At 63.5% G+C, this 25,223-nt stretch carries 23 protein-coding genes; 14 read left to right on the top strand and 9 right to left on the bottom strand.

Features of this window, described 5'->3' with window-relative positions; translation table 11 throughout:
- The first annotated feature begins 126 nt into the window (after window positions 1–126).
- From IEX64_RS07095 to IEX64_RS07040, 12 genes are all read left to right on the top strand, one after another.
- Window positions 127–447, top strand: a complete 321-nt coding sequence (locus tag IEX64_RS07095; protein ID WP_229710126.1) for a hypothetical protein — start codon at window positions 127–129, stop codon at window positions 445–447.
- A complete protein-coding gene (locus IEX64_RS07090; RefSeq protein ID WP_188818946.1) occupies window positions 419–991 on the top strand; it encodes a type-F conjugative transfer system protein TrbI in 573 nt (190 codons plus the stop codon). The genes IEX64_RS07095 and IEX64_RS07090 overlap by 29 nt, the downstream gene beginning before the upstream one ends.
- On the top strand, window positions 975–1,493 hold the full coding sequence (locus tag IEX64_RS07085; protein WP_188818945.1) for a S26 family signal peptidase: 519 nt from the start codon (window positions 975–977) through the stop codon (window positions 1,491–1,493). Before IEX64_RS07090 ends, IEX64_RS07085 begins: the two co-directional genes overlap by 17 nt.
- Complete coding sequence (gene traW, locus IEX64_RS07080; protein ID WP_268238441.1) at window positions 1,490–2,146, top strand: type-F conjugative transfer system protein TraW; 657 nt, start codon at window positions 1,490–1,492, stop codon at window positions 2,144–2,146. Before IEX64_RS07085 ends, traW begins: the two co-directional genes overlap by 4 nt.
- On the top strand, window positions 2,143–2,421 hold the full coding sequence (locus IEX64_RS07075) for a hypothetical protein (protein ID WP_188818943.1): 279 nt from the start codon (window positions 2,143–2,145) through the stop codon (window positions 2,419–2,421). Before traW ends, IEX64_RS07075 begins: the two co-directional genes overlap by 4 nt.
- Window positions 2,421–3,437 (top strand): conjugal transfer pilus assembly protein TraU, encoded by a 1,017-nt coding sequence (gene traU / locus IEX64_RS07070; RefSeq protein ID WP_188818974.1) that lies wholly within the window; start codon window positions 2,421–2,423, stop codon window positions 3,435–3,437. The genes IEX64_RS07075 and traU overlap by 1 nt, the downstream gene beginning before the upstream one ends.
- Window positions 3,434–4,234, top strand: a complete 801-nt coding sequence (gene trbC / locus IEX64_RS07065; RefSeq protein ID WP_188818973.1) for a type-F conjugative transfer system pilin assembly protein TrbC — start codon at window positions 3,434–3,436, stop codon at window positions 4,232–4,234. Before traU ends, trbC begins: the two co-directional genes overlap by 4 nt.
- Before the next feature lies 1 nt (window position 4,235).
- Window positions 4,236–6,371: a conjugal transfer protein TraN gene (locus IEX64_RS07060; protein ID WP_188818942.1), complete on the top strand. Its 2,136-nt coding sequence runs from the start codon at window positions 4,236–4,238 to the stop codon at window positions 6,369–6,371.
- 25 nt (window positions 6,372–6,396) lie between these two features.
- Window positions 6,397–7,224, top strand: a complete 828-nt coding sequence (gene traF / locus IEX64_RS07055) for a conjugal transfer protein TraF (protein ID WP_188818941.1) — start codon at window positions 6,397–6,399, stop codon at window positions 7,222–7,224.
- Entirely contained in the window at window positions 7,224–8,663 is a 1,440-nt protein-coding gene (locus IEX64_RS07050; RefSeq protein WP_188818940.1) for a conjugal transfer protein TraH, read from the top strand. The genes traF and IEX64_RS07050 overlap by 1 nt, the downstream gene beginning before the upstream one ends.
- A 15-nt stretch (window positions 8,664–8,678) precedes the next feature.
- Complete coding sequence (locus IEX64_RS07045) at window positions 8,679–11,696, top strand: conjugal transfer protein TraG N-terminal domain-containing protein (protein WP_188818939.1); 3,018 nt, start codon at window positions 8,679–8,681, stop codon at window positions 11,694–11,696.
- 339 nt (window positions 11,697–12,035) lie between these two features.
- Entirely contained in the window at window positions 12,036–13,307 is a 1,272-nt protein-coding gene (locus tag IEX64_RS07040) for an ATP-binding protein (RefSeq protein ID WP_229710125.1), read from the top strand.
- An 81-nt stretch (window positions 13,308–13,388) separates the two neighbouring features.
- Here IEX64_RS07040 and IEX64_RS07035 read toward each other — a convergent pair whose 3' ends face one another.
- The 5 genes from IEX64_RS07035 to IEX64_RS07015 all read right to left on the bottom strand — a co-directional run bounded on the left by IEX64_RS07035 (window position 13,389) and on the right by IEX64_RS07015 (window position 19,801).
- Window positions 13,389–13,613 carry a DUF5818 domain-containing protein gene (locus IEX64_RS07035; RefSeq protein WP_229710124.1) on the bottom strand — a complete coding sequence of 75 codons (225 nt, stop codon included), beginning with the start codon at window positions 13,611–13,613 and terminating at the stop codon, window positions 13,389–13,391.
- 264 nt (window positions 13,614–13,877) lie between these two features.
- Window positions 13,878–14,081: a hypothetical protein gene (locus IEX64_RS07030; protein ID WP_188818937.1), complete on the bottom strand. Its 204-nt coding sequence runs from the start codon at window positions 14,079–14,081 to the stop codon at window positions 13,878–13,880.
- 50 nt (window positions 14,082–14,131) lie between these two features.
- Window positions 14,132–17,176 (bottom strand): MobF family relaxase, encoded by a 3,045-nt coding sequence (gene mobF, locus IEX64_RS07025; RefSeq protein WP_188818936.1) that lies wholly within the window; start codon window positions 17,174–17,176, stop codon window positions 14,132–14,134.
- Window positions 17,177–17,181: 5 nt separating this feature from the next.
- On the bottom strand, window positions 17,182–19,524 hold the full coding sequence (locus IEX64_RS07020; RefSeq protein WP_188818935.1) for a type IV secretion system DNA-binding domain-containing protein: 2,343 nt from the start codon (window positions 19,522–19,524) through the stop codon (window positions 17,182–17,184).
- On the bottom strand, window positions 19,511–19,801 hold the full coding sequence (locus IEX64_RS07015; protein ID WP_188818934.1) for a ribbon-helix-helix protein, CopG family: 291 nt from the start codon (window positions 19,799–19,801) through the stop codon (window positions 19,511–19,513). The genes IEX64_RS07020 and IEX64_RS07015 overlap by 14 nt, the downstream gene beginning before the upstream one ends.
- Window positions 19,802–20,272: 471 nt before the next feature.
- On the opposite strand from IEX64_RS07015, the gene IEX64_RS07010 reads away from it, so the two are divergent.
- Window positions 20,273–20,500, top strand: coding sequence for a hypothetical protein (locus tag IEX64_RS07010; protein ID WP_188818933.1), 228 nt, complete (start codon window positions 20,273–20,275; stop codon window positions 20,498–20,500).
- Window positions 20,501–20,627: 127 nt separating this feature from the next.
- Here IEX64_RS07010 and IEX64_RS07005 read toward each other — a convergent pair whose 3' ends face one another.
- Together IEX64_RS07005 and IEX64_RS07000 are read right to left on the bottom strand one after the other, a co-directional pair.
- Window positions 20,628–20,939, bottom strand: coding sequence for a hypothetical protein (locus tag IEX64_RS07005; RefSeq protein WP_188818932.1), 312 nt, complete (start codon window positions 20,937–20,939; stop codon window positions 20,628–20,630).
- Window positions 20,940–21,354: 415 nt separating this feature from the next.
- Complete coding sequence (locus tag IEX64_RS07000) at window positions 21,355–22,398, bottom strand: DUF2493 domain-containing protein (RefSeq protein ID WP_188818931.1); 1,044 nt, start codon at window positions 22,396–22,398, stop codon at window positions 21,355–21,357.
- A 634-nt stretch (window positions 22,399–23,032) separates the two neighbouring features.
- On the opposite strand from IEX64_RS07000, the gene IEX64_RS06995 reads away from it, so the two are divergent.
- Entirely contained in the window at window positions 23,033–23,302 is a 270-nt protein-coding gene (locus IEX64_RS06995; protein ID WP_188818930.1) for a hypothetical protein, read from the top strand.
- A 218-nt stretch (window positions 23,303–23,520) separates the two neighbouring features.
- Here the strand turns inward: IEX64_RS06995 and IEX64_RS06990 are convergent, their stop codons facing one another.
- Window positions 23,521–24,018: a DUF4411 family protein gene (locus IEX64_RS06990; RefSeq protein ID WP_188818929.1), complete on the bottom strand. Its 498-nt coding sequence runs from the start codon at window positions 24,016–24,018 to the stop codon at window positions 23,521–23,523.
- Window positions 24,015–25,112 (bottom strand): ImmA/IrrE family metallo-endopeptidase, encoded by a 1,098-nt coding sequence (locus IEX64_RS06985; RefSeq protein WP_229710123.1) that lies wholly within the window; start codon window positions 25,110–25,112, stop codon window positions 24,015–24,017. The genes IEX64_RS06990 and IEX64_RS06985 overlap by 4 nt, the downstream gene beginning before the upstream one ends.
- Between the last annotated feature and the right edge of the window lie 111 nt (window positions 25,113–25,223).

The following is a 25,223-nucleotide window of genomic DNA, read 5'->3' as shown; positions in this document are numbered from 1 at the left end:
TTGCGCTACATGTAGCGCGTTGGCGCCCGTTTTACAATGGGCTTCAATCCGGTCCGACAAGGCGGGGAGGCCGCTGCAATGACGACCCAGCCACTTCATAAATCACCCCGAAAGGCGGAAAGTCCGTTGGCGACGGCCTGCTATGTGACGCTGCGGCTTTGCGGGTGGCTGGCGGTTTGCGCGGCCTTCGTCACCGCATGCTGGACGCTGTTCTTTGCCGCGCTCGGTGACTTCAGCTTCGCAGGGCTGGTGCTCCATCTAGACAATTTCACAAGCCGCTACATTGGGGCCGATCCGTTGCGTCAGGCCGCGTTCCGCGCACAATTCTGGCTGGCTTCGGGCGCATTGTTCCTCGTTGTCGCCGTGCTGCGCCTGCCCGTGCTCATCCAGTTCATCGCACCCATCAAGGAGAGGCCCGATGGCCAGGAACGCGCTGCCGGCCGGTAACGGGCCGCTGTTCGACGACATGCCGGAAGTCGTTGGCGACGTGCAGACACGCAAACCCAAGCTTCGTGCACCGCGCAAACTCGGACTGCTCCCGGTCGCACTCGTGAGCGCGCTGGTTATGGCAGGCCTGTGGGGCGCCTGGGTGACGAAGGAAGTTCTCGCCGATGTCGGCGTGCCGCCGATCGCCAAGGTGCAGCTTTCCAATATCGTCGGCGAATATGTCCAGGCCCAGGCACGCTCGGCGACCCCGCCCGAACAGGTGACGGCGGAGACCCGGGCGTTCATGGCCGAGATCGAGCGCAACCTGAAGACGCGGGGCCGCTCAGGGCAGATCGTGCTGGTAGGCGAAGCAGTGCTCGCCGGCGAGGTTCCCGACATCACCGCCGAGTTGCGCCGCGAAATTTACGCCAAAGTCCGGATGCCGCAGCCCGCCGCGGCCGATGCAGGCGATGTCCTGGGCGCGATGCGCGCCGCCATGGCCGCGCCCGCCGGAGAGCCAGGCCTGGGTGCTACGGGAGGGGCAGGCAATGGCCCCGCCCAGTGAACCCTCGCGCCATGCCCGGCGCTGGCTGGCGATCGGAGGCCTCAGCCTGTGCCTTGCGGGCGGCTCTGCGCTCGCCGCCTGGCGCGACGATCATGCGCTGCTCATCAATACGAGCCAATCGCTCCCCAACTGGGCGTTCTGGATCGACCGGAAACGCGTTCCCGCGCGTGGCGATTTCGTGGTGTTCAATCCGCCGAGAACGCCGCTCATCGTCGCGCATTTCGGGAAAGTGCCCGCGCCTTTCGCCAAACGCGTGCTCGGCATGCCAGGCGACATCGTCACGCGCGACGGGCCCATCGTGCGGATCAAGGGGCGCGAGGTCGCAAGGCTCAAGGCTTTCAGCAAACGCGGCGAAACGCTGGATCCCGGGCCTCTCGGGCGTATCCCCGAGCATTGCTACTACCTCGGCACGGCGCATGCCGACGGCTTCGACAGCCGCTATGCCGATATCGGCTTTGTCTGCCGGAACAGAATCGTCGGCACCGGAGACTCGGTGCTGTGAGCCCGCGTCGTCGCCTTGCGCTTTCTCTCGGCCTTGCTTTGTCGGCAGGATGGCCCGTGGTGTCCTTGGTGCAGGCCGCGGATCATGGGCAGATGGGGCAAACTTTCCCGATCATCGAGGAGGACCTCCTCACTGCCATCGAAGCGAGGCTCAGGACACTCGAGGCCTCGGGCGAGATCGCAGGCCTGCAACGCCGGATGCAGGAGCAGGCGACCCTGAGCGTGCGTCGCCCGAGGCCGGTCGCGGGGCTATCGGCCGCGAGCGAGCGGCGGCAATGGCTGTTCGACCCCTCGATCGTGCTCGAAGCCGACATTCGCGACGACAAGAACAATTTGATCGCTGCGCGCGGCACGCGGGTCAATCCGCTCGACCATGTCGCGCTCGGACAGGACCTGATCTTCGTTGACGGAACGGACCAGACGCAAGTCGACTGGGCCGTGCGCAGCCACAGCGCCGAAGGGGCCAAAATCATCTTCGTCACTGGCTCGCCCTTTGATGCGATGAAGCCGCACCAGCGCCGCTTCTGGTTCGACCAGGGCGGCCGGCTGACCGCGCGCTTCGGCATTCGCCACACGCCTGCCGTCGTCACATCGGCAGGCAAGGCGCTCCGGATCACCGAAGTCCCGCTCGGGCCGAAAGGCGGGACCTCATGATCCATCCGCTGCTCGCTTTCCTGGCCACGCCGATGGCCGCCCCGGAGACCTCGAGGTTGAGGCGCCTGCGTCATGCATGGGTCTTGCTGTGCGTTGCTCTCCTGCTCGCAGTTGTCCTCAACCCAGCAATCGTCGGCTTCGTCGGCCCGTTAGGCGCATTGCCGGCGCTTCTGCTCCTTATCGCCATGCCCGTCATGGGACTCATCTACTGGCGCGCCAAAACGAATGCCGATGCCGCCTGGAACCAGGCCAAGAACCAGGAATGTGAGGCGTGATGCGGCTGCCGCGCCTGATACTGGCGGCGCTTGCCACGCTCGCGCTGATGGGTCTCAGCGCCTCACCCGCCCGCGCCTCGGTCACCTGCCATGGCAAGTTCGTCAATCCGATCACCGACGTGTGCTGGTCGTGCCTGTTTCCGCTCTCGATCGGCGGGCTTGCCATCTGGAAAGGTTCGCGGCCCGATCCGAAGAATCCCTCGTTCCCCTTGTGCGCCTGCGGTTCGCCGATCCCGCGCATCGGCATCTCGGTGGGATTCTGGGAGCCGGTGCGGCTTGTCGATGTCACCAACAAGTCCTGGTGCTTTCCCAACCTTGGCGGGATCCGGCTCAACCCCGGCTTCGATATCGGCAACGGCCATGTCCAGGGTCGCAGCCAGGTCGGCGGCAAGACGCAGAACTCCTCGCAGTGGCAGGCCCACTACTACGTCTATCCGCTGCTTTACTGGATGGAGATCCTGACCGATTTCCTCTGCTTCGAGCAGACGACGTTCGATGTGGCCTATGTGACCGAGCTCGATCCGCTCTGGCAGGATTCCGCGCTCACCTCGATCATCAATCCCGAAGTCGCGCTGTTCGCCAATCCCATCGCCACCGCTGCTTGCGCCGCGGACTGTGTCGCCGCGACCGCCAAGCTGCCGATTGACCAGATGTTCTGGTGCGCGGGTTGCAACGGGGGAATGTACCCCTTGAACGGCCATGTCGCGGCCCATGTCACGCCGGTCCAGGCCTCGCGGCTCGTGGCGGAACGCATGCTCTACAAGATGCACCGCGAAGCGCTTGCCTGGGGGACGATGGGCTCGAAGGCCCTGTGTCACAAGTACCTGATGCCGGTGATGAGGAAGCAGCAGTACCGGCTGCAAATGACAAACCCGATCCCGACCGTCAAAGGCCGCTACGCCTGCGCGCCGATCGGGGCGACCACGATCATTCCCCACACGGGCAAGTCCTTCCCGGTCAAGGGCGAGGATTTTGGCTACCTTGTGTGGAGGAAGCGAAATTGCTGCGCTTTATGAACAGGTTACGCCTCTCTATCGGCCTATTCCGATCGCCGCGGATTATCGCTGCCGCCACATTTCTGGCGCTCGCCGGGATCTCGGCGGGGCTGACCCAGACCGCCGCACAAAGCGTCGCCCAGACTGTCGATGGCCTCGATCTCGACGCGATCAAGGCACGCGCCGGGGGGCAGGCCAGCGAGGCGCAGGACTTCGTCGATGTCCTTGCAGGACGCGAATTGCCACATGCGCGCGAAACCGAAGAGTTGCGCGATGAGGTCTTGGCCGCGATGCGGGGCATCGATCCGGCCAGCCTGCCCAGGGGACCCGACGGTCCGGTCGATTTCGACGCGATCCTCGAGGGCGCTGCCGCCAATGCTTCAGCACCGATGGGGGAGGGACCACTATTCGTGGCCTTTGCCAGCCTCTCGATGCCCGAAGCCTCGCTCTCGCGCCTGATTGCGGACACCAGCGCGGCCAGCGGCGTGGTGGTCTTTCGCGGATTTCCGAAAGGCAGCACGCGGGCGTTCGCCGAGGGGCTTAGGCGCGTCGTCACCGACGAGCGCCAGGAAGCCCATATCGCCATCGACCCGCGCCTGTTTCGGGCATTTTCCGTCCACGCCGCACCGACCTTCGTCGTGGCAAGCCGCGCCTATGAGCTGTGCGACGGGTTCGATTGCACATCTGTCGTTCCCGAACACGACCGCATGAGCGGCAATGTCAGCGTCGAATACGCGCTCGAGCGTTTTGCCGAAGCGCGCGGCCCCGGCGCCGGAGTAGCGCATGTCGCGCTTGCCAACCTGCGCAAGGCGAGGTGACATGGCGCCCCTCGCACGAGCATCTGGTCGATCAAGGCCGCTGATCGCGAGCCTGTTGCTGTCCTGCCTGCTCTTCGCCGCCACAGCCGCGCAAGCCCAGGTCTATATCCCGCCACCCGACGATCTGATCGAGGAGCTGCCGGTGCTTCCCGCCGCCGGCGAGACGCCGCTACCACAATCCTTGCCACCACCTCCTCCCGCACCGGATTCGATGACGCCGGAACAAGCGAAAGCCGAAGCCCGCGCCGCGGGGAGCGCGCTGCGCGAGACCTATCAGAACCTGACGCAGGCGGCAGATGCGGCAGCGCAAGTGCCGGGCTACGAGGCCACCTATCCCGGGCTCACCCAGTACTACGACAATCCCGGCGAGATGTATGCAGCAGGCGCCGCGGAAGGCTATAGCAGCGAGGCCTACCGCACGGCAAATTCGACATCGCGCCCAACGGTCAATGTCACCCGCGACGACATGGCGCGTGCGACTGCGATCGAAGCAAGTCCCGACGCCTATCTCGATGGAGTGGGCGCCGATGGCTCGACCGGTGATTGCACGCCGCTGCCGCCCGGGCCGGGCACGCCCAACAGCGCCGAATGGACCTGCCATGTCGGCTCGCAGGTCATCGAGGAGACCAAAAGCTGCACCAGCAATCTTGTCGTTACCGAGTGGAGCGCGCTCACCTACCAGTATCTTTGCGCGATTTCGGCAGGCTTCGATGGCTGCTCCGCGCTTGCCGGCAATGGCCAGTGCCGGCGCACCGCAAGCTATCCCATCCCCGATTACGGCATCACCATTGACTATTACGATTGCAGCAGCGCGGTTGCCGATCCCAATATCTACCTGCTGGGCACCGTTCCGGCGCCGCCGCCGCCCGGCGCCTTCGAAGTCGTGAGCAATATCTACCGCTGCAACAGTGACGGGCTGAGCGCCGCACTCACCTATGATCCGGTCACCGGCTTTCCGCTCGACTATGTAACCGGGCTCCAGCAATGCGGGTCGATTGGCTCGGAGCCTGCCTGCACCCGCACCACGCCAAGCAGTGCAGGGCTTACCGAGCGGAGTCTCTGCAAGACCTGGGATTTTGTCGGCGATCCGCTGAGCGGCGGATATCTGACCTGCATCGAGCCCGCCGCGCCCGAGGAAGTCTGGTCGTGCAGCACAACGCTCGCCGGGTTTACGCCGGAAGTCTCGGTCTCGAAGTGGTTCACCGAAAGCTGGAGCACTTCGGGCTGTCCCGACGATCCGGTCGCCTGCACGCTCCAGAACGAAATCTGCACCGCGCCCAACGAGACCCGCACGGTAGCGGGCGTGCCTGTCACGCGCCCCTGCTGGCAGAAGAGCCGCCCATATCTGTGCCAACGAATTGTCGGGGGCGGCAACGACTGCGCCAGCCTCGAGGCCAATGCCTCGTGCTCGCTCGCGCGCGAAACCTGCCTCGACGATTCGCCCGCTGCGAACGGATCGTGCGGCGTGACCGAGCGGATCTATTCCTGCCCGATTCCCGGAAGCACTCCCGAGCCCGCGCAGTACATCTGCGGCGGCGATGTCTATTGCATCAATGGCGAGTGCGAGACGATCGAGCGCGAGGCCTCTGACGAGTTCAAGGACGCGGTTGTGGCCTTGAATGCGCTCGGCCAGGCCAATGCCGAATTCGACGAGGCGACGCTGACGCTGTTTCGCGGCACGCGCGAGACCTGTTCGCACAAGCTCTTCGGGCTTTCGAACTGCTGCTCGGGACGCGGCGTACCGCTCCTCACGCCGCTCCTGTGCAGCCCGTCCGAAGTCCTGCTTGACCAGAAGGACGATGCAGGCCTGTGCCACAAGGTCGGGACCTATTGCTCCTCGAGTTTCCTCGGCATCTGCAAGACCAGGAAGGAGGTCTACTGCTGCTTCGCTTCGAAGATCAGCCGCATCCTCCAGGAACAGGGCCGCCCCCAGCTTGGCAAGCCCTGGGGCAAACCCAAGACCGAGACTTGCGAAGGCTTTACTGTGTTCGAGTTCCAGCGGCTCGACCTCTCGGTCATGGATTTTTCCGAAGTCTATGCCGAATTCGTCGAGGCCGCGAAGCTTCCCGACGAGGCCGCCACGCTCGTCGAAATCCAGCGCCGGATCGAAGCCTATTACGAAAGCCACCAGCCATGAGCCCCCAGAAGGTCAGGAACCGATCGTGATCCACGCCAAGGCCATCCCCATCGCCGCCGGCTTTGCCGCGAGCCTCGCTCTCAATCTCCTCGCTCCAGGTGGCGCACGCGCGGCCAGCGGCGACGGCATCGAGGTCGAGCAGGCCGAGGACAGCTTCTACTGCAAGGAGCGCAAGCTTGGCACATGGTTCTATTGCGAAGACCCACGGCCCGAGCCCGGTAGCCCCGAGACTGCCGCGCAGGTCCCGGCACGCGAGCGCCTGGCGGCAATCTCCACTGCGCTTGAGGAACTGAAGGCGCGCGCGATTCTCGAGCCCACCCCGGAAAATGTGACCGCTTACGTGCGCTTCCAGCGCGAACAACTCGACCGATCCTCGCTATTCGCCGATGTCTGGCAGCGCGCGCTCTGGCAGGATCCGGGCCTCGACTACACGCTCCAGCGCCCGGTCTCGACCCTGGGTAAGCGGGCATGGATCGATCAGCGCAAGACCGACCGCGATCTTGCCATGTCCCGGCTCTCGCAGCGCTACGGCGTGTTCTATTTCTTTGCCTCGAGCTGCGGGGCCTGCGAGATCTTCGGACCGATCCTCAAATCGGTGAGCGACAAGTTCGGGCTGGCCGTGCTCGCGGTCTCGATGGACGGCGGACCCTCGGCGAGCTTTCCAGAATATGTCGTCGATGCGGGGCAATACGAGCGGCTCGGTCTCGGTGCCGACCGCCAGGTGCCGGCGCTGGTGCTCTTCGACAGCGTGACAAAGCAGCCCATGCCGATCGGCTACGGCATCCTCAGCCAAGACGAGATCATGGACCGGGTGTTCCAGCTCACCCAGGTCCAGCCCGGGAGCGACTACTGATGCGCGCGCGGCTGTTTCATGCCTCGCGCCGCGCCATCGCGGTCGTGCTCTCCGCATCAATCGTGCTGACAGCCCCCGTTCCCGCATCCGCCGGGGTCGAAAGCGAGATGCAAAGCTTCATGACCGAAATGGGCGCACAGGCCAATGTGACCGGCCCTTCGGCCTACCAGGGCCAGTCGGCGGGTTATTATTCGGGAGGGGCGATGTGGGCGCGCTTTCCGCAAAAGAACATCCAGCCCTTCAATATCCAGCTGCCCCATGCACGCGCCGGGTGCGGGGGCATCGACCTCTTCGCCGGATCGTTCTCGTTCATCAACACCGCCGAACTCGTCGCGATGCTGAAAGCCACCGCCAACAATGCGCTGGGCTTCGCCTTCAAGCTCGCGATCGACACGATCTCGCCCGAGATTGGCAAGGTCATGGATGAGCTCGCGCAGAAAGTGCAGCAGATGAACCAGATGAACATTTCGTCCTGCGAAACCGCGCAGGCGCTGGTCGGCGGGCTCTGGCCCAAGACCGACACCGCATCCTCGGTGATCTGCGAGGCAATCGCGAACAGCCAGGGCGCGGTCGCCGACTGGGCGAGAGCGCGCCAACAGTGTAACAATGGCGGCCAGCGCGAGGCCTTGAAGGCCGGCAATTCCGATCCCGACATGCAGGAACAGGCCGGCATGCCCAACAACTACACCTGGGAGGCCCTGGGCAAGAAATACGGCGGATTCGACACCCAGTTCCGCGAATTCGTGATGACGCTGGTCGGCACCGTGATCTACGATCCGGCAGGCAGCGGCGGCAAGCCGCGCGTCCAGTTTATCGGCCCGGCGGATTCTGCACTCATCAGCGCCATGCTCGATGGCACTTCGGCCGCGCCGCACAAGGTCTGGTCGTGCGGGTCGGACACCACCAAATGCATGAACCCGGCCGAGACCGCGTTGGTGATCGGACCCAATGCGGCGCTGAAAGCCAGGGTCCGTACGCTGATCGAATCGATGGCCTTGAAGGTGCGCGATCCGGGCGCTTCGTTGACCCCTGCCGAGGTGCAGCTGCTCGGCATGGCAAGCGTGCCGGTCTACAAGATCGTCACCGTCAGCGCGGCAGCCGAGTTCGGCATCTCCGCGCAGGAGATCAACGATCTCTCCGAAATCGTCGCGATCGACCTTGTCACCACCATGACCATGCGCTTCATCGACATGGCGGTGAACGCGCGCTCGGACTTCAACGGGGCGGATGCCGACAGCTTGCGCGAGTGGCGCGAGGGGCTTTACGAAACCCGCCGGAATTTCCTCGGACTCTCGGCGCGCACATCGCAACGGTTCGACCAGACCTTCGCCCTCATCCAGCGCACGCAGATGATGGAAAAGACCCTGCGCTCGCAGCTCTCACCGCAGATGTCGGCGGCGCTCAGATTCTCGCGCACGCTCAACCAGCAGGTCCAGTAGGGGCGGGCGAGGGCGATGCTCGAGGTCTTCACCGTCGGGGGCGGCGAGTATCTCGTCAACACCTTCAACGCGATCGCTGCCTGGACCGGCTCGGGCGGATTCAAGGCGCTGATCCGCGTCTGCATGGTCATGGGGCTGATCTACGCCCTGCTGATCACCGCGATGGATCTCGACTGGCGCGCGTGGTTTCGCTGGTTCGTCCAGTCGACACTGATCTACCTCGTGCTCATGGTGCCGACCGTCACGGTCAAGGTCACCGACCGTATCAATCCCGGCCTTGCGCCCGCGACGGTCGCCAACGTGCCGATTGGCCTGGGGGTCATGGCCTCGTTCACCAGCCAGGTAAGCGATTACCTCACGCGCACCGCCGAGACGGTCTTTGTCATGCCCGCCGCGCTCAACTATTCGACAGGCGGGTTCGTCTATGGCGCGCGGCTGTGGGACAAGGTGCGCGGCTTCGAGATCCGCGACCCCATCTTCAAGGCGAACCTTGACGGCTATCTCAAGCAATGCGCCTACTACGACATCCTGCTCGGCACCAAGAGCCTTCGGCTCCTTTCCGAATCCAATGATCTCTGGGCCGACCTCGGGGTCAATGCCGCCACCAACCGCGGTATGAAATTCCTCACCGATACCGGGGGCGGGGCGGTCGATATCGAGGGGAGGACCTGCGCCGAGGCCTGGGTGCTGCTCGACGCGCAGTGGGATGGGGCGATCAACGCCTATGCGCTGCCGTTCGCCCATTCGATGTATCCCAAGCTCACCCAGGCGGCAGCCGGCGCACGGCTTGCCGCCGACGTGCCCGTGGTCGCACAATTGCTCACGGGTACCGCCATGACCCGGAACCAGTTCTTCAAGCAAAAGAGCATGGTCGATGCCTTCGAGGCGGCCCAGCTTGATTTCGGCAATGCCGATGCCGACGCCTTCGCCCTGCAGCGCGCCGATGCTCAGACCCGCAATGCGATGACCACGGCTGCCGAGCAGGGGCTGATCTGGATACCGGTTCTGGGCGTCGTGCTCACGCTCGTCTTCTACGCGCTGTTCCCGGTGGTGTTTCCGCTGTTGCTGTTCCCGCGCACCGGCATCGCGACGCTCAAGGGCTATTTCGCGGGGTTCTTCTACCTCGCCGCCTGGGGCCCGCTCTACGTCCTCATTCACATGTTCATCATGGACCGGCTCGCCAGCCAGACCGTTGCCAGCACCGCTGGCGGGGTGAGCCTTGTCACCTGGGCCGGGATCGACGCTGTCAACCAGGACGTGGCGACGATGGCCGGGTTCCTGATGATGTCGGTGCCGGTCCTTGCGCTGATGGTCATGCGCGGCACGCTCTCGGTCGCGCACAACATGGGCGCGCTGCTGTCGCCCGCACAAGGCGCGGCCGATGCCGCCGCGCTCGAACGAACCACCGGCAATTATGCGTTCGGCGATGTCAGCTACGGCAACCTCAACGCCGAGAACCGGCAGATGGCGCAGTGGAACCTTGCTCCCAATCTCATGGCGGGGGCGCCGCAGGCGAGCCTGCGCGGCGAGGACGGACGCATGTACCGCACCTATGGCGATGCGCACACGGTAATCGATGCAAGCGGCGCGATTTCGCAGCTGCCGTTCAAGGCGACGATGACGCGTGGTTATGCCAGCGACTTGCGCAACCAGGGCCAGTGGTATCTCAACGAGGCCGACCGGATCGAGAACGGCACGTCGACGACCTGGTCCAGTTCGCGCGGCCGGTTCGGCAGCGAAGTCACCGCATCGAGCCAGGTCACCGGGTCGCGCAGCGAAAGCGGCTCGCGCGCCTCCGACACGCACAATGTCGGCGGCAATGTCCTCATCGAAGGGTCGTCGGGCAAGTCGACCCGCGAGGTCACCAATGATGACCTGATCTTGCGGCAGGGAAATAGTCGTTCAAGTAGCGACTTTGCCAACCGGGTGTTTGGCTCCAGTGTGTCCCTGACCGGCACCGGAACGATCGGAACGCCGATGCAGGATGCCGCTGGAAGTGGACTCGCTGCATCTTTGTCGGCAGCCATGTCCGGGCGCAAGGAAACTGGTGATAGCGCGAGCGCCGGAACTGAACGTTCTGCCACGAACCAGGTTACCCGTGGCACCGACAAGTCCGAGGATGTCGGCAGCCGGGTCGTCATCAGCGGCAATGCGGGCGATGTGCAATCGAGCGGCACCTACAGTCAGGATTCGGACTACTCCGATGCGAGCCAGTCGCGCACCAGCAGTGGCGGGACCGACTGGCGGGTCGCCGAGGCGGAGGAACGCCGCGCCGCCGCTGCGCGCTACCGCGAGATCGGCGGTCGCATGATGTCGGAAGCGAGCTATGCCGAGAGCCATGGCTTCCAGGTCTCGAGCGACATGTCCAACCTCATCCAGGAACGCTACGAGACGCTGCAGCGCGAACATCCCGAGTGGCACTTGCCCGACATCTCCAATCCCCGCCTCGACTATCGCGATATCGCCCGGCGCGACCAGGCGATCAGCTTCATCATGGACGACCTGATGAGCGACTTGCGCAGCCGCCGGATCGACGAACTGGCCGATGTCGCGAAGATTGCGGGGCAGGGCTCTCTCGGCTCGGCTGCCGATCTTGGGACCCCCGCAGGCGTGCCGCTGCCAACGGGAAGCTTGAGCGAGAGCAGGTTGATCACGCAAGAGTTTGCAGGACCGGTTGATGGGGCCACCATAGCGCGCGAGCTCGGACTTGGGATCAAACGCGGCGCGCGGCTCGACCGGATGGACGGATCGCTGGTCCCGGCGATGAGTGCGGCCGCGGAAGAGGCGAGGGCGCTTGGCCTGCCAAGGCCGGTGGTCACCTCAGGGAACGACAGCAGCCAGCATGTCTCTGGCTCTGCGCACTATGCCAATCGCGCGCTCGACTTCAGGGGCAACAACATTTCCGACCAGCAGGGCGAGCAATGGGCCGCGCGGGTGCGCGAGCGCCTCGGACCATCCTATGCCGTCAATTTCGAGCGGTTCCCCGACAATCCAGCGCGCGATCACCTGCATGTGGCCAGGCGGTCGAACTAAGGACAAGTCAGCCAATCAGATTGGACATATACGCCAAGAAGACCGCCACGATGCACATGACTACGGCGAGAGCGATCGTGAGAGGGCCTGTTGAGCGACCGTTCGTCCCCTCAAATGTCGGGAGAGGTTGCCCGGTCACATAGTCGAAATGACCCGGTCGGGGATGGATCGGATGTCCATCGAGTCCGTAGCGATCATGGTCCATGGCGGGTCTTCCTTATCCCCACATGGATAGCCCGATCGGGCTCGATTTTCAATCGCATGGCCGGGCAAATCAGCGCCCCACGCCCCTGCCGCTCCATCCTCCTCCCGCAGCGCGCATGCGCTGGATTGCAGCGTTTGGACGCCAACGGCAAAGCCCGACATTCCACCTGCTGTTCCCTGAGCAGGCACTCTCAATGTCAATTTAACCTTGCAATCGTGGAGTTAAACTCCATAAATGCAAGGATGATTGACCGGCGAATTCAGGAAGAACTGCTCGAACGCCTTGGCGAAAGCCCGGTAGTAGCATTACTTGGACCGCGCCAGGTCGGCAAGACAACGCTCGCACATGAAATCGGCGAGCGAATGCCCTCGATCTATCTCGATCTCGAATCCGACGCCGATCGTGCACGTCTTGCGGAGCCTGAACTCTACCTTGAAGGACACGCAGACAAACTCGTTATCCTCGACGAAGTCCACCGATTGCCAGGCCTGTTCCAGAACCTGCGCGGCCTCGTCGATCGAGGCCGCAAGCGAGGACAACGCGCCGGCAGATTCCTGCTGCTGGGCTCAGCCTCGCTTGATCTGATGCGCCAGTCAGGAGAAAGTCTGGCTGGCCGGATTTCCTATCTGGAAATGACGCCGCTTGATATCCTCGAAAGCGGTGCTGACACGCAGGACGAACTCTGGGTGAAGGGCGGCTTTCCGGACAGCTTTCTGGCATCAAGCGACAGGGCCAGCGGACGCTGGCGCAAGGATTTCATCAAGACCTATCTGGAGCGCGATATTCCGCAATTGGGGCCACGCATCGCCGCTGAAACGCTGCGCCGGTTCTGGACCATGCTCGCACATCATCAGTCAGGCCTGCTGAATGCAGCAGATTTTGCACGATCCCTGGGCGTCGATGGCAAGACGGTCGCGACATATCTGGACCTGATGGTCGACCTGCTGCTGGTGCGCCGACTGCCCCCCTGGCACGCCAATGTCGGAAAACGCCTCGTCAAATCGCCTCGGATTTACGTGCGCGACAGCGGTCTCGTGCACAGTCTGCTGGATATCGCCAACCTCGAAGCCTTACTTGCTCACCCCGTGGCGGGGGCAAGTTGGGAAGGATTCGTGATTGAAAACCTCATTGGCGCTGCACCGGAACGGACACTTGCAAACTTCTATCGAACATCGGCCGGCGCTGAAGTCGATTTGCTGCTCACTTTGCCGTCAGGCAAAGTCTGGGCCGTCGAAATCAAGCGCAGCCTGACACCGAAAGTGGGCAGAGGCTTTCACAACGCCTGCGAGGACATCGGGCCGGCACGGAAACTCATCGTCTATCCCGGAACGGAAAAGTTCCCATATGCGGACGATATCGACGTAATCCCGCTTCACGACCTCGCAAGCGAACTGATCTCATCCTGAGACCCAGATTGTATACTCAGCTCGGCGAATGAGTTGAGTTGGCCTTGTCGTTTCTTGATGCAGGTGGCTCTGAAATCGCCATCAACCACCGCCATCCAATCGCTCCCAGTACTCGACCTCGATCCGGTCGAGATCGACGACCTTCCCGCGAATACTTACCCTGCCTTCGAGATCCTCGGGCACCTGATCATCGACGAACCCGAGGCGCCAGACGACACCTTCGTCATCGCGCAAGAGCGGCCCGCGCGGTGAAGCCTCGATTGTTCCGACATGGACATTGGCGGCGCGCGATTTCGGTTGGTGCATGGTCTTGTTCATAACGATTGGAGAATGACACGCGCCCGGAAACGGCGAGTCACGGCTCTTCTAGGGCTGAAGCACCATCGACGCCACCCTTTGAACGAGAAGGGCGAAGCACACCCTACGCGATCCGAAGCGAGCATTACGCGATTCTCTCCACCGCCCCGCCCGGTCGGCACGGCCCGGTGGGAGGCGACCCGGACCGCGCCGTTCCGGTCAGGCGCGGCGCAAGGCCTGCCGGGCGGAAGAGGTTGGGGAAAGAAACGCGCATCAGAAGAACCCGGTACGCCGCCCATAGGAGAGGTCGCTCGGCGCTGAATCGCCAAGCGCTGAACGGCGCACGCTGAGCGTCACGCTGCGCTCACCGCGGGCGCGCAGATGCAGGTCGCGCAGCTCCAGGCCATTGCGCTCGGCCCAATCGCGCGCGTCGGCCTCGCTGGCAAAATCGCCGATTTCCTGGTGGTCGTAGGACATGGCTTGAGGTCTCCTTGGTAGGTAGGGGGATTTGGGGGCAGGGGCGAATCTCACAGGTCGAGCCCCAGCGATTTTTCGGGAACGGGAAGCTGGTGCACTTGCGGTTCGGGCCGGGGACCGAGCACCGCATCGAGCTTGGCTTTGAGCTCCGGGCTCATCTTCAGGTCCGGCAGTTGCCGGGCATCGGTCGGGTTCGCGGGCGGCTTGTCGACGTCGATCCGGCCTGTTGCCTCGAGCGCCGAAGTCTTGTTGCCCGGCGTGCGGTCGAGCTGGAATTTGAGCGCAGCCAGGTCATTGGTGACGACATGCATATCGTCGGTGGCGCGCGTGTTGAGGACGTTCTGCGTGCGCTGAGTGGCGAGGTTGCGCTGGCTTGAGGATATGACTTCGATCGCCCGCGCCATGGTCACGCCCTGCGCCATATGGGCATTCAGGGCATAGCCAAGGTCAAGGCGGCGCAGCATCGGATCGCCGGCGGGCAGGGTGACCTGCTGCCTGTCGCCAAGCTCCAGCGTGACCGCATCCTTCGTTGCTGCCAGCACCGTGGCATAAGTCGACTTGGCAATGTCACGGCTCGCATCCTTGTCGCGCCAGAACACGGTATCGCCGTCGTGCAGCCTCAGGTCTTTCTGCTCGTAGAGCCCGAGCCGGTCGAAGCGGTGCTGCGGATCGAGCCGATCGGGATCGATGAGCTTTCTTGCGTTTCCGCGCTCGAGCAGAACCTTGCCGTCGCGGCGCACTTCGCGGACGGTGTATTCGCCTTTGCCCAGCCCGAGCTCGCGCACCTCCATGCGCGCTTCGAGCACCTGCCCCGCGCGGTAGGTCGAGGCAAAGCGCATTTCCTCGCGGGTGGTGTTGGCGCTTTGCAGCACCTTGAGCGCCACGCCTTCGCCCTTGAGCGTGCCTTCATTCAGCAGGCCGGCCTGGACCAGCGTATTGATTAGCGCGCGATCGTCACGCCCGGCAGTGAAAATAGCGGTCTGCGCGCGCTGACCGGGCGGCAGGGAGAGCCAGAGATCGGCTGCCGCCGTGACATGGTCCTTGCCCGCTTCGGTGACCTTGCCGTGCGATGCCAGGAGGTCGAGTGCAAGGCTGGCATGACCTTCGTTCGACAATCCCGCGACCGCGAGCAGCAGCGGCGAGTTCTTCTGGCGAATGTTCTCGTCCATCCGCACCGTCGTCTGTCCGGCGCTTTGCGAGACCGCGAACATCTTGCCCTGTTCAATCGCCGACAATTGCTGACGGTCGCCCATGAACGGCGCCTTGGCGAGATCGAGCCGCTCGGCGATAGCGATGACCGAGAGCATGTCGCGCGAGGAGACCATCGAGGACTCGTCGGTTATAATGACCGTGTCCTTCAGTTCAGCCTTCGCCGCCTCAAATCGCTCGCCTTCGCCGCGCGCTGCGGCCGAACCATAGGTGCTGACGAACCGCGCGATCGTATAGGCCTCGATGCCGGCCGCCTGCATCTCGTCGACCGACATGGCCTGCGAACCGCCGCCGCGCAGGTCAGCAACCATCTTGTTCTGGAAGGCCAGGCCGACAAGGCGTACCCCGTCTTCGGCCAGCACCTTCGCCACTGCACCAAGCAGGGTCGACTTGCCCGCGCCGGCCACGCCCTGGATGTTGAGAAACCGGTCCTCGCCCGACAGAACCGCCACCCCCGCCGCCAGCTGCCCGGCATTGAGTTGCCAGTCCTCGGCCCCTGCGCGTTCCATTCCGAGGTCACGCGCGGCCATTTGCAAGCGTTCGACCGCCACGTCGGGCGCCATGAACGCGCAGCCCTGTCCGGCCCCGGCATCGATGCGGTCGAGGATCTGCTGCTCGCGCGCCAGCGCTTCAGGCGTCGTCACGAGATCAAAATGCCCGTCGAGACGGTCGGACTTGCCGGGAATGAGGTGACCGCTGTCGATCAGCTGCCCGATGCGCTCGATCACCGCCTCGCCTTCGAGCCCCCTGATCTGGAAGCCCAGCGCGGCGGAGAGTATCGCATGCGGACTGAACGCCGCCTCGCGTTCGGAAAGGTGCCGGATCGCCGAGGCGGTCGCATGCTGCGCCTTGATTGTCTCTGCCGACAGAAACAGCGCGGCGGGGCCGGATGCAGCAAGGTCGCTGGGCGGCCTTAGAGCAGCCGATATGCGCGTCGTGACTTCGGCAAAGGCCTGGCTTGCGGTCTCGCGCATGGTGGGGCGAGCTTGCGTTGCAGCGCGCTCCTGCGCTGCGGCAACCAGCGGCTTGCCATCGAACCCAAGTTCCGCCGCGCGCGCCTGCCAGCCCTCGACCAACGCTTGTCGGTCAGTGACAGCGAGCTTCGGCTCGCGGGTGTAAAGTGTGATCTGTTTCTTCGTGGCGAGCCTCGTTGCGCCTGTCTCCGCGATCTTCGCCTCGATCTCGGCAGTACGCGTAGAGAATGCCTTGATGACCTCTTTGGGCACCCCCTTGATCTCGAACGCGCCGTGCTTGCCCGAGGCCTCGGTCTCGTAACCCAGCTTCTGCAACCGGGCGCGAAAGGCGGCGTGGTAGAACTGCCCGATAGTGGTGTTGTTCTTCCAGATCTCGCCGTTCCACAGCGCCTTCCAGTTGCCCTTCAGATCGCGCGTCAGGTTGGCAACGACGGCGTGGACATGGCCTTGCGGATCGAGTGCGCGGCTCGTGTCGTGAGCGAACAGGGCATAGACAAGATTGCCGGTCTTTTCCGGTTCGCCATTGCGGTTGCGCTCGTAGTTGCGCGCTTCGGCGAGGCGCTTTTCGACAAGCGCGCTCATCGTCGATTTGACGGCTGTAAGATGCGCACCGAGGATACGCTTGTCGCCGGTCACCAACGCCAGGATCGAGGCGGACTTGGGCATCGAGAAGGTGAGATCGAGTCCCAGCCTGCGCCCCTCGACCTGCCCCACCATTTGGCCGCTGGGCAGCCGGCCACCGAGGATTGCCTCGAACGCATCTCGCCCAACTTCGCCCACAAGCCCGAGCAGGCGCGCGCCTTCGCCGCCCCAGACCCCGCTTTCCGCGTTCTCTTCAGCCGTGTAGTAATTGTCGTTCGCGAAATAGTCGGCAGCGCCGCCCGCCGAGCGAACCGGTGCGATCGAATGCATGGCCCTTAGAACCCAAGGTCGTCATCGGCGTCGAGGCCGGGCAATTGGGCTTCGCCCGGACCGCCTGCGGAACGTTCAACGCTGCGCTGTGGTTCGAGCGCCTCGGAGAGCTCGCGCGCCGTTTGCGAGACCTGCTTGCCCTTGGCGTGCGGCTTCACATTCATGGGTGAGCGGGGGGCGGTCTCATCGCCGCGCTGCGTCGCGGACGGTTCAGCATCCGGCGCGCCCGGACGATAGCTCATCGCGCGCGACAGGCTGCTGGCAACAGGTGCATTCGCGCCGCTGTCCTGGCTTCCCAATTGGGCCGGTTCGTCCTCGTCCGCGCTCGAATCACGGACTGGCTCGCGGTGGTCGTCCGGTTCCATCTCCGGCTCGGGTTCGGGCGCATCGCGGGTCTCGCGCCCGCCGGCTTCCGGATCGGCTGCGTCCTCCTCTTCGGCCTCTTCAGCAAATTCGATCGGCTCGACATTTTCGCGCAGCACATAGCCTTCGGCGACGGTCGGGTAATCCTTCCAGGCAAGCCTGATCCGTGCCGCATCGAAGCCTTCGGGGAAGACCAGGAAACCGCGCAACGACGGCAGCTTCATGATGTCGTCAGGTAGCACCAGAGGCTGGACTTCGCTGCGCGGGGTGATCGTCGCGGCATCGCGAATGTTCGAATATCCGTAGCTGTATGCCTCATCCATCATGCGCACTTCGCGGTGGCCGATGAAATCCGAACAATGCTCGGCTGTGTCGCGATCGGCGGCGGCAAGGATGAGCTTGGTGCGCGCGAGCGATGCAAGGTTCTGTGCGCCTTCCTTGCCATAGGTTTCGGCAAGCTTGGCGAAGCTGTGGATGCCAAGCACGAAGGCCCCTCCGAACCCGCGCGCGGTCTGCAGGCCGTCCTCGATCGCAGGCAGGCGGTGGAGCGCATGGACCTCGTCGAAGAAGAACCAGGTGCGCAAATCGCGCGTGCGCGGCAAGCGCATCAGCGTGTGCACGGCAAGGTTCATCCAGAGCGAGAGGAGCGCGCGATTGAGGACCAGTTCGTTGTGCGAGGAAGTGATGAACAGGATCGATCCGGGCTGGTCGTAATCGCGGATCCAGTCGCAAATCGAGAAGGGTTCCTTGCCTTCAGGAAGGAACCGCAAAGCCTGCGCATTGGTGTTGAACACCGCGCGGATCGATTCCGCCATCTTCGCCGCTTCGGGCGCGGTCAGCGGATCGGCGACGGTATTCTCGAGCAGCTTGTGGACCGCCTTGAGGTCGGCCATCATCAGTCGGCTCGCGAGCGCCTGGTTGGTCGCCTTACCCAGCTTGATAAGGCGCATGCAGGTCTCGACGAAAAGCGTGCGCGCAGCCAGCATCCAGAAGGGTTCCGCTCCGCCGCCATCGGCGGGCAGAAGCGCGGCGGCAATGCCGGTAAAGTCGGCATGGTTCTTCGCTTCGGCAAAGACCGACCAGGACGGGCAGCGCTCGTCCATAGGATTGAGGATCGTGTCGGTCTCGGGGTTGTAGAAGGCCTCGACATAGGCGCCGGTGAGATCGAAGACGACGGCCCGGTCGCGGCGCTTGCGCATCTGCGCGATCAGCGCGCGCATCTGCGTCGTCTTGCCGGTTCCGGTCGAGCCGATCATCATCGTGTGCGCCTGTTCGGTGCGCCAGGGGAAGGGCACACCGGCGAGCGAATAGGCATGATGGATGCCCGCTGCCTTGCGCTCGACAAGCGGCATAGCAAGCACCTCGTCCATGGTCCTTCTCGGCAAGCGTTCGGCGACTTCCTGAGCGAGCGCGGCGCGGTTGTGATCGTTGATGACGGATGCAAGATCGGTCGCATCGACGAGCATCGCGCCGCGCTGATGGCGCTCCTCGAGGATCGACTTTCCGCGCCGCCGGGAGAAGTCGACGAACCACACCGCAATCGGCACGGCGACGAAAAGCGAGATAAACAGCGAGCCCCATATCGCGCGCATCATCCTCTCCCAGGCGACGACGACATCGGGGTGCGAGGCGACCATGCCGATGGGTGCGGGAATGACCTCTCCCGAGGGCAGGGTGAGGTTGATCACCTTGGCATTGGAGAACTCCATGAACTGCCATCCGGCAGCATAGATCCGCATGCCAATCATCTGAATTTCGTGTTCGTGAAGCCGCAGCGCCAGGACCACCGAAAGCACTGCGAGGAAGGTGAAGAACCAGACGAGAAACGGCAGCCGCGCGGAGGCGAACCACATCAGGAATTCGTGCGTGATGAGCTGCGATCCTCGGGTAAAATCGCCGGCATTGCGCGGCATGTTGCCGCGCGCAGAATGATGCTGCAGCTTGCCCGGGCGGCGGCGGTCGGACCAGGTGTCAGGCCGCGCCACAAAGCGCCTCCATCCTGGCTTCGGCTTCGGCGAGAAGTTCGCCGTGCACGTCGGCGTATTGCCGCTGGATGATGAGGTCGAGCGCGAGGAAGAGATACTCGAGCGAGAACTGCCTCCGCCGGTCCAGTTCGGAAGCGCCCGCGACGCCATCGAGAAAATGCTCAAGCGCGATTCGCACGAGATTGGACCGGGAAGTCTTTTGCGCTTCGGCAGCGGCCTTGGCCGCCTCGGCAATCGGCTGCGGCAACCGCACCGAAATCAGAACCGTATCTGTCATCGCCAACCCCTTCGAAAAGGGCCTGGCGGGAATTGCGCGACTAGGAATTTAGGCTATCGCAAAGGGGGTGGCAAGCGAAAGGTCACAGGTAGCGGGCGTATCACATCGTATTACGCCCGAAATGGCGGAGTTCAGCCGCTTACGGTTGTGTCGGCCAGATTGTAATACGCCAGAATACAAGCCATACCGTGCGTAAACATGCCGATTTCTGCCATTCCCACAACGGCAAGGCCGTGTACGGTCTGCAAAACATCCAATCAATCCCACCCATGCCGTCGCTCGCGGGGTTGTCAGCACTTATGAGGATATGGGGAGGGGCCTTCACGGCAAGAAATGGCGCTGGCACCGGCGTAGTTTACTTCGCCAGTTCGCCGGAAATTTGCGCCTCATGATGCACAAGGGCTTGCCAAAGGCACAAGCCCGGGCAAGGCTTGTGGTCGGGAGGTTTCAGCACCACCCAGGAGTATGATCATGGCCAGAAGAGGAAGCCTTGAAGCCGAACGTCAAGCCATTGCAAAGGATCGCGACGCGCTGGCTGCGCGTGAAGCGAAACTGCGCGATAACGAGCAAAAGGCGAGCATCGAGCTGATGCGCAAGAGCCCGCTTGGCAAGGCGCCGTTCGAGCGGGTCGAAGCGTTCTTCGCAACGCTCGGCAAGCTCGGGCTCGACGAGGCGGAAAAGCGTTTGTCGGCAAGCTGAAACCGGTCTCGGCAAGAGACCAGCGCCGCCGGGCACTCGATGTGTCCGGCGGCGCTTTTGCTTCCCGAAAACGAACAAGCCGGAGAGACCCACATTGGATCCCTCCGGCTTGATCGCGATCGGTGCATCAGAACGGGCAGTCATCGTCCCAGTCGGCGTCCATCAGAACGCTCATGAAGCTGGCGGCGCGCGCGATGTTCTCCTCGTCGAAGTCGTCGGCCATCTGGCCCTGGACCGTATGGACGATGCGGTCGATGAGGTGCATCGGCAGCGCGTTGTAATCGCCTTCCTCGACAACGCGGAACGAGCCGTCTGCGTCCTCGATCACGTGGCAGTCGAAGAAGCTGTGCGCGGCGCGCATGGTTGCGGTGCGAATGGCAGCGTCGTAACCAAAATGATCGAATTCCGGAATTTCGAAACGGGAAACGAGAGCGTTCATAAAAACCTCCTCTGAAAGAGACGTTGAAAAGAGGTCTCGAGGCAGGATGATCGCGCTTGGCGCGGGTCACGGAACGGGCCGCAGGACCGCCGCGCCAGCGGGGGTGGGGGAGCCGATTTTTTCGGGTTCAAGGCGTAGCCGCAGGGGCCCGTGAAAATTGGGGGAACCGCCCTTCTTGACGCGTGCCAATGGCGGTCATCACGCTTGGAAGTCTGCGAGAAGGAATACCCCCCTATCCATCCAGTCCGGCCGATGCGAGCCATGCCGTCCCGCCAGCAGGCCATAGGCCGTCACTGGCGGGGCCAGCATGCGAGCGAGCCGGGCAGGGGAGAGCTCAACCGACAGCAGAAAAGGGCATCCGGCGGTGAGGCCGGACACCCTTTTACGAGAACCGTGGAGTTGATGGGTCGGTCGCTCAGAACGGCGGGAGATCGTCCCCATTGGCGACCCGCTTTGCGGTTTGCTGTCCGCCTTGCGCCGCGACCTTCGCCTGGCGCTGCACGGGTTCATTATCGGCACCCACTTCGCGCACGATATGGAGCGGAATGCGTGCCTCGCGCAGACGGTCGGCAAGGTTCGCCTGGATACCGCCGCCGCTGCAGACAATCGCCTCGACCGGCTTGAACGCGAGCATTCGGGCGTTGCGCTGATAGGGCGCGGAAGCACCGCGCGATGCATCGGGCTTGCACAGGATCACCGGCACGCCCCGACGCGATGCCCAGGAAGCCGCGATGACATCGGCGCCCTTGTTCTGCGCGGTGGTCGCCAGCACCATCGACGGGATACGTTCATGCACTGCATCGAGGTAGTCGCGCACCTGGCCGATATCAGCAAATTGCTGTCCGCCCGAGAACACCACGACCGGACCCGAGGGCGCAAACTGCTCGCGGCGCTGTGCGCGCTGAGAGGCAAGGTAATCGCGCGCTTCGATCATCGAGGCGTTGTTTTTCATCGAGACCCGCGAACCACGCACCGGCGAGAAGGGACGGCCGGTTTCGACAAGATAGATCGAAGCGGCATGATCGCGCATGCACTCCATCGCGTCGCGGCACTCGGCCAGGCTCCTGGCCTGCATGGTAAGGTCTTCGACGTCGGTGGCGTAAACCTCGCTGGGATCGTATTCGCGAAGCTTCTCCTGGAGCTTTTTCGCCATGGCATCCTCACGGTCGTCGAGGCGTTTCGCCACTACATGAAAGCTGTTGGCGATGCCCCAGGCGACTTCGCTCGCGAAGTCCTCCATGCGGGTGTCGCGAAACAGGTCGAAGACCGTTGCCAGCATCATCTCGATCGCCGCCTGTGCGGCATCCGGATCGGGCATTTCGGCCGAGCTGGGTTCGTCTGCGACCGATAGCCGGGAGAGCTCGGCCTGCTCCATGAAGGCCCGGGCATAGTCAGGCGTTGCGATCTCTCGCGCATAGTGTTCGGCAAGATCGGAAAAGTTCGAGAAACGAGTTGTCATGATATCCTCCGAAGGATCGATCTCTCTCATCACCGCGATGAAAGATGTGCCTTGAAGGACGCCGGAGTCAGGCAGTCACAGGACGGCGGGGCTTGGGCCACGCCGCCGCGAGCAGCGGGCGTGGGGGGAGCCGGTTTTGTGGCGCACAAGGCGCACGCCGCAGGGCACGCAAAATCGGGGGGCACCCGCGATCCTTGACGGCCGCCAGCTCCCAGGCGTCATGCTTTGGCGATGCCGATTTCGCTCGGCCACCGAGATGAGAGAGTGGGAAGGTTTTGCCCCCGAACCGCGCGCGCGTTCGGGGTGAACGGCAAAACACCGCATCGACTGCGACCCGCCTTTCAGGCCTCCCACAGGGCGCCTATGTGCCCGCTCGGTGGAGGCAGGCGGGATCGCCCTGGCCAGCGCCGACGACGGCGCGGCCAGCAACAAGGGACGGACCCCTTGCCGGAGCAAGTCCGTCGTCTCGCGGGCCCCGTGCTTGTCACGGGTGCGGGACGGCGACGGAGCCGGAGGCAAGAGTGCCGGCGGCCCAATACGGGAAGCGCCGCACCCGCAGGAGCGCGGCTGCAAGGCGCGCGGGACCGAGTGCGGCAATCTTGACAGGGCCGCTCAACTTTGTCGAAGCAGACGCATGGAATTTGACGATCAGATGCGGCGGTTCTTCGGGACAGAGGACCTTGGGAATGTTTCCGCCGATGCGATGGCGAGCGGGATCGAGCGCATGCAGGTCGAGTTCGGGCTGGAGGCCGACAAGGGACGCAGGTTCGCCATGTGGTCGCTGCTCTACATGCTGGGCTCGGCGCCTGATCTCGATGCGGCCTTCGCGGACGCTGGCGACCGCGATGCGGCACGGCGGTTCATGGACCTGCTCGATCAGGCAAATGCTGGCGAGGAGAGCTGATTGCATCCCGTGCAGATCAGGTTTGAGGCCGATTTACCCTGCGACTGAGCGAGTGCGGGGATTTGCAGGGTAAACGCCGTATTCCAGATGGGTCGCTTCGGACGACACTGGTTGGCTCAATTGCCATGCCGAGGCGAGATTAGCCGCTCGTAGGTCTTGAGGAGGTGAGCATCAGTCATCGAGGCGACGTAGTCAGCAAGACGGCATAATTGCGATATCTAGGTAGCTACACCAAGCACGAAGCGGGCACGCTCGCGGCGCAGCATCTCATATCGCGAGACGCAGGTTATCCCGAGCCCGATACACGCATTCGGGATCTTGATCTTGCGTACCGATTCCGAAGGCACCTCGTGGGTCACCACGATGAATTCGTGAGCCCTTGCATGGGCGATAAGCCAGTAGTCTGCAACCTGGAGGAAGGTGGCGATTGCAGCTGGTTCGTAATTCTGTCCCGTCGCCCAGGCTGACACTTCGCCCAGGGCAGGCAAGACCACATCATCCGGGGCGAGAAAGAACGGTCGGCCTCGCGCGGTTGCCCAGTCGGCAAGTTCGTCGCCCGCGCCTACCAATTCGTCGCTGACTTTCTCGATGCTTGCGACGACGCCCGCTTGATTTTGCTCGACAAGCCAGTCCCAGAAGGCCGGGCAGAAGTCGAAACCGTAGTGAAGGTTCTTGCCCTGGATGAAGACATTGGCGTCCAGGAGGTAGCGGCTCAAGGCAACACCCCCACTTCATGGCCGATATTGTTGAATGTCTCAGTCTTGGCGACACCCAGCATACGGAAGGCATCGCGATAGAGGGTCTGTCCTTCGAGCGTGCTCTCAACGAGTGCGCGCGCGAAGCGCCGGCTGACGCGCGAAAGGGTTGTGCGATAGAAATCGCCGCCGCCGCCGCCCCGCTCCGCAATAGCGCGCAACCGCGCTCGCTCTGCCGCCCAGGCCGCATCGTACGCGTCCCGCGTCAACCAATTCGCATCAAGCAGACGTCGCAGGATGACGAGACTGCTGACCTTGTATCGGCGTGCAAGACGGGAGATTGCATGCTCGAGCGGTTCGTCTGCAACCAGATCGGCGCGCAGCACAGCCAGCGGAACAAGAAGTTCTGCGGCAACGGCATTGCACCAGACTTCCTCGCGTCGAAATCCAGCGACCGGTGCGGCACTGGCATTGGAGATGGCAGAAGCGCCGAGCCAGAGGTGCGCCAACTCGTGGGCAAGCGTGAACATCTGCGCAGACTTGCTGTCCGAGCCGTTGATGAAAACAAGCGGTGCCTGGGGATCGACGAGGGCAAAGCCCCGGAATTCCTCAGGGTCGAGTCGCCGGTTGTTGTTGCTCAGAACAACTCCGCTAACCATGACCAACGCGCCGATGCTATCAGCGTGCCCGATGAACAGGCGCAAGGCGTCTTCCCAGGTTCGACAAGCCGCTCGCGCTTCAAGATCGAATGCAAGTGCCTCGGCCATGCGAGCGGCGACTGCAGCGGGTCGCTCGTTCAGCGTGGCGCTGCCGACAAACGCCAGTTCAGGCAGACGCACCGTCCGGGCATAGTCCTTGAACCAACCCTGCCGTTCCTGGCACGCGTAGACCATGTCGATGAGGTTTGGGCTCGGGCGGTGCACACCACGACCGTCAATGGTCCGAAAATCCGGAATAGGCAGTTGTTCCTGCGGGGGAGCAGGCAAAAAGAGGTAACCTACGGGGACATGTACTGCGGCAGCGAAGGATTGCAGCTGCTTGATCGTGGGTTGAGCCTCACCAGATTCCCACAATGCCAGTTTTGGGAAGCGGTGATCCAAATCCTCAACGCTCAAGCCGGCACGCTCTCGCGCCCATGTGAAAAGTTCTGGATGAACTGGCGCCCGCGTCATAGTGACTTAGTAGTCCTGCATCGGAGGCCACCGCAAGGCGGCATCGGATTGCAT

The sequence above is a fragment of the Novosphingobium indicum genome (assembly GCF_014645195.1).
GTDB classification, from domain to species: Bacteria; Pseudomonadota; Alphaproteobacteria; order Sphingomonadales; family Sphingomonadaceae; genus Novosphingobium; species Novosphingobium indicum.
Note: the sequence above shows the minus strand (reverse complement) of the source record. Positions and strands in the feature narration are given on the sequence as shown.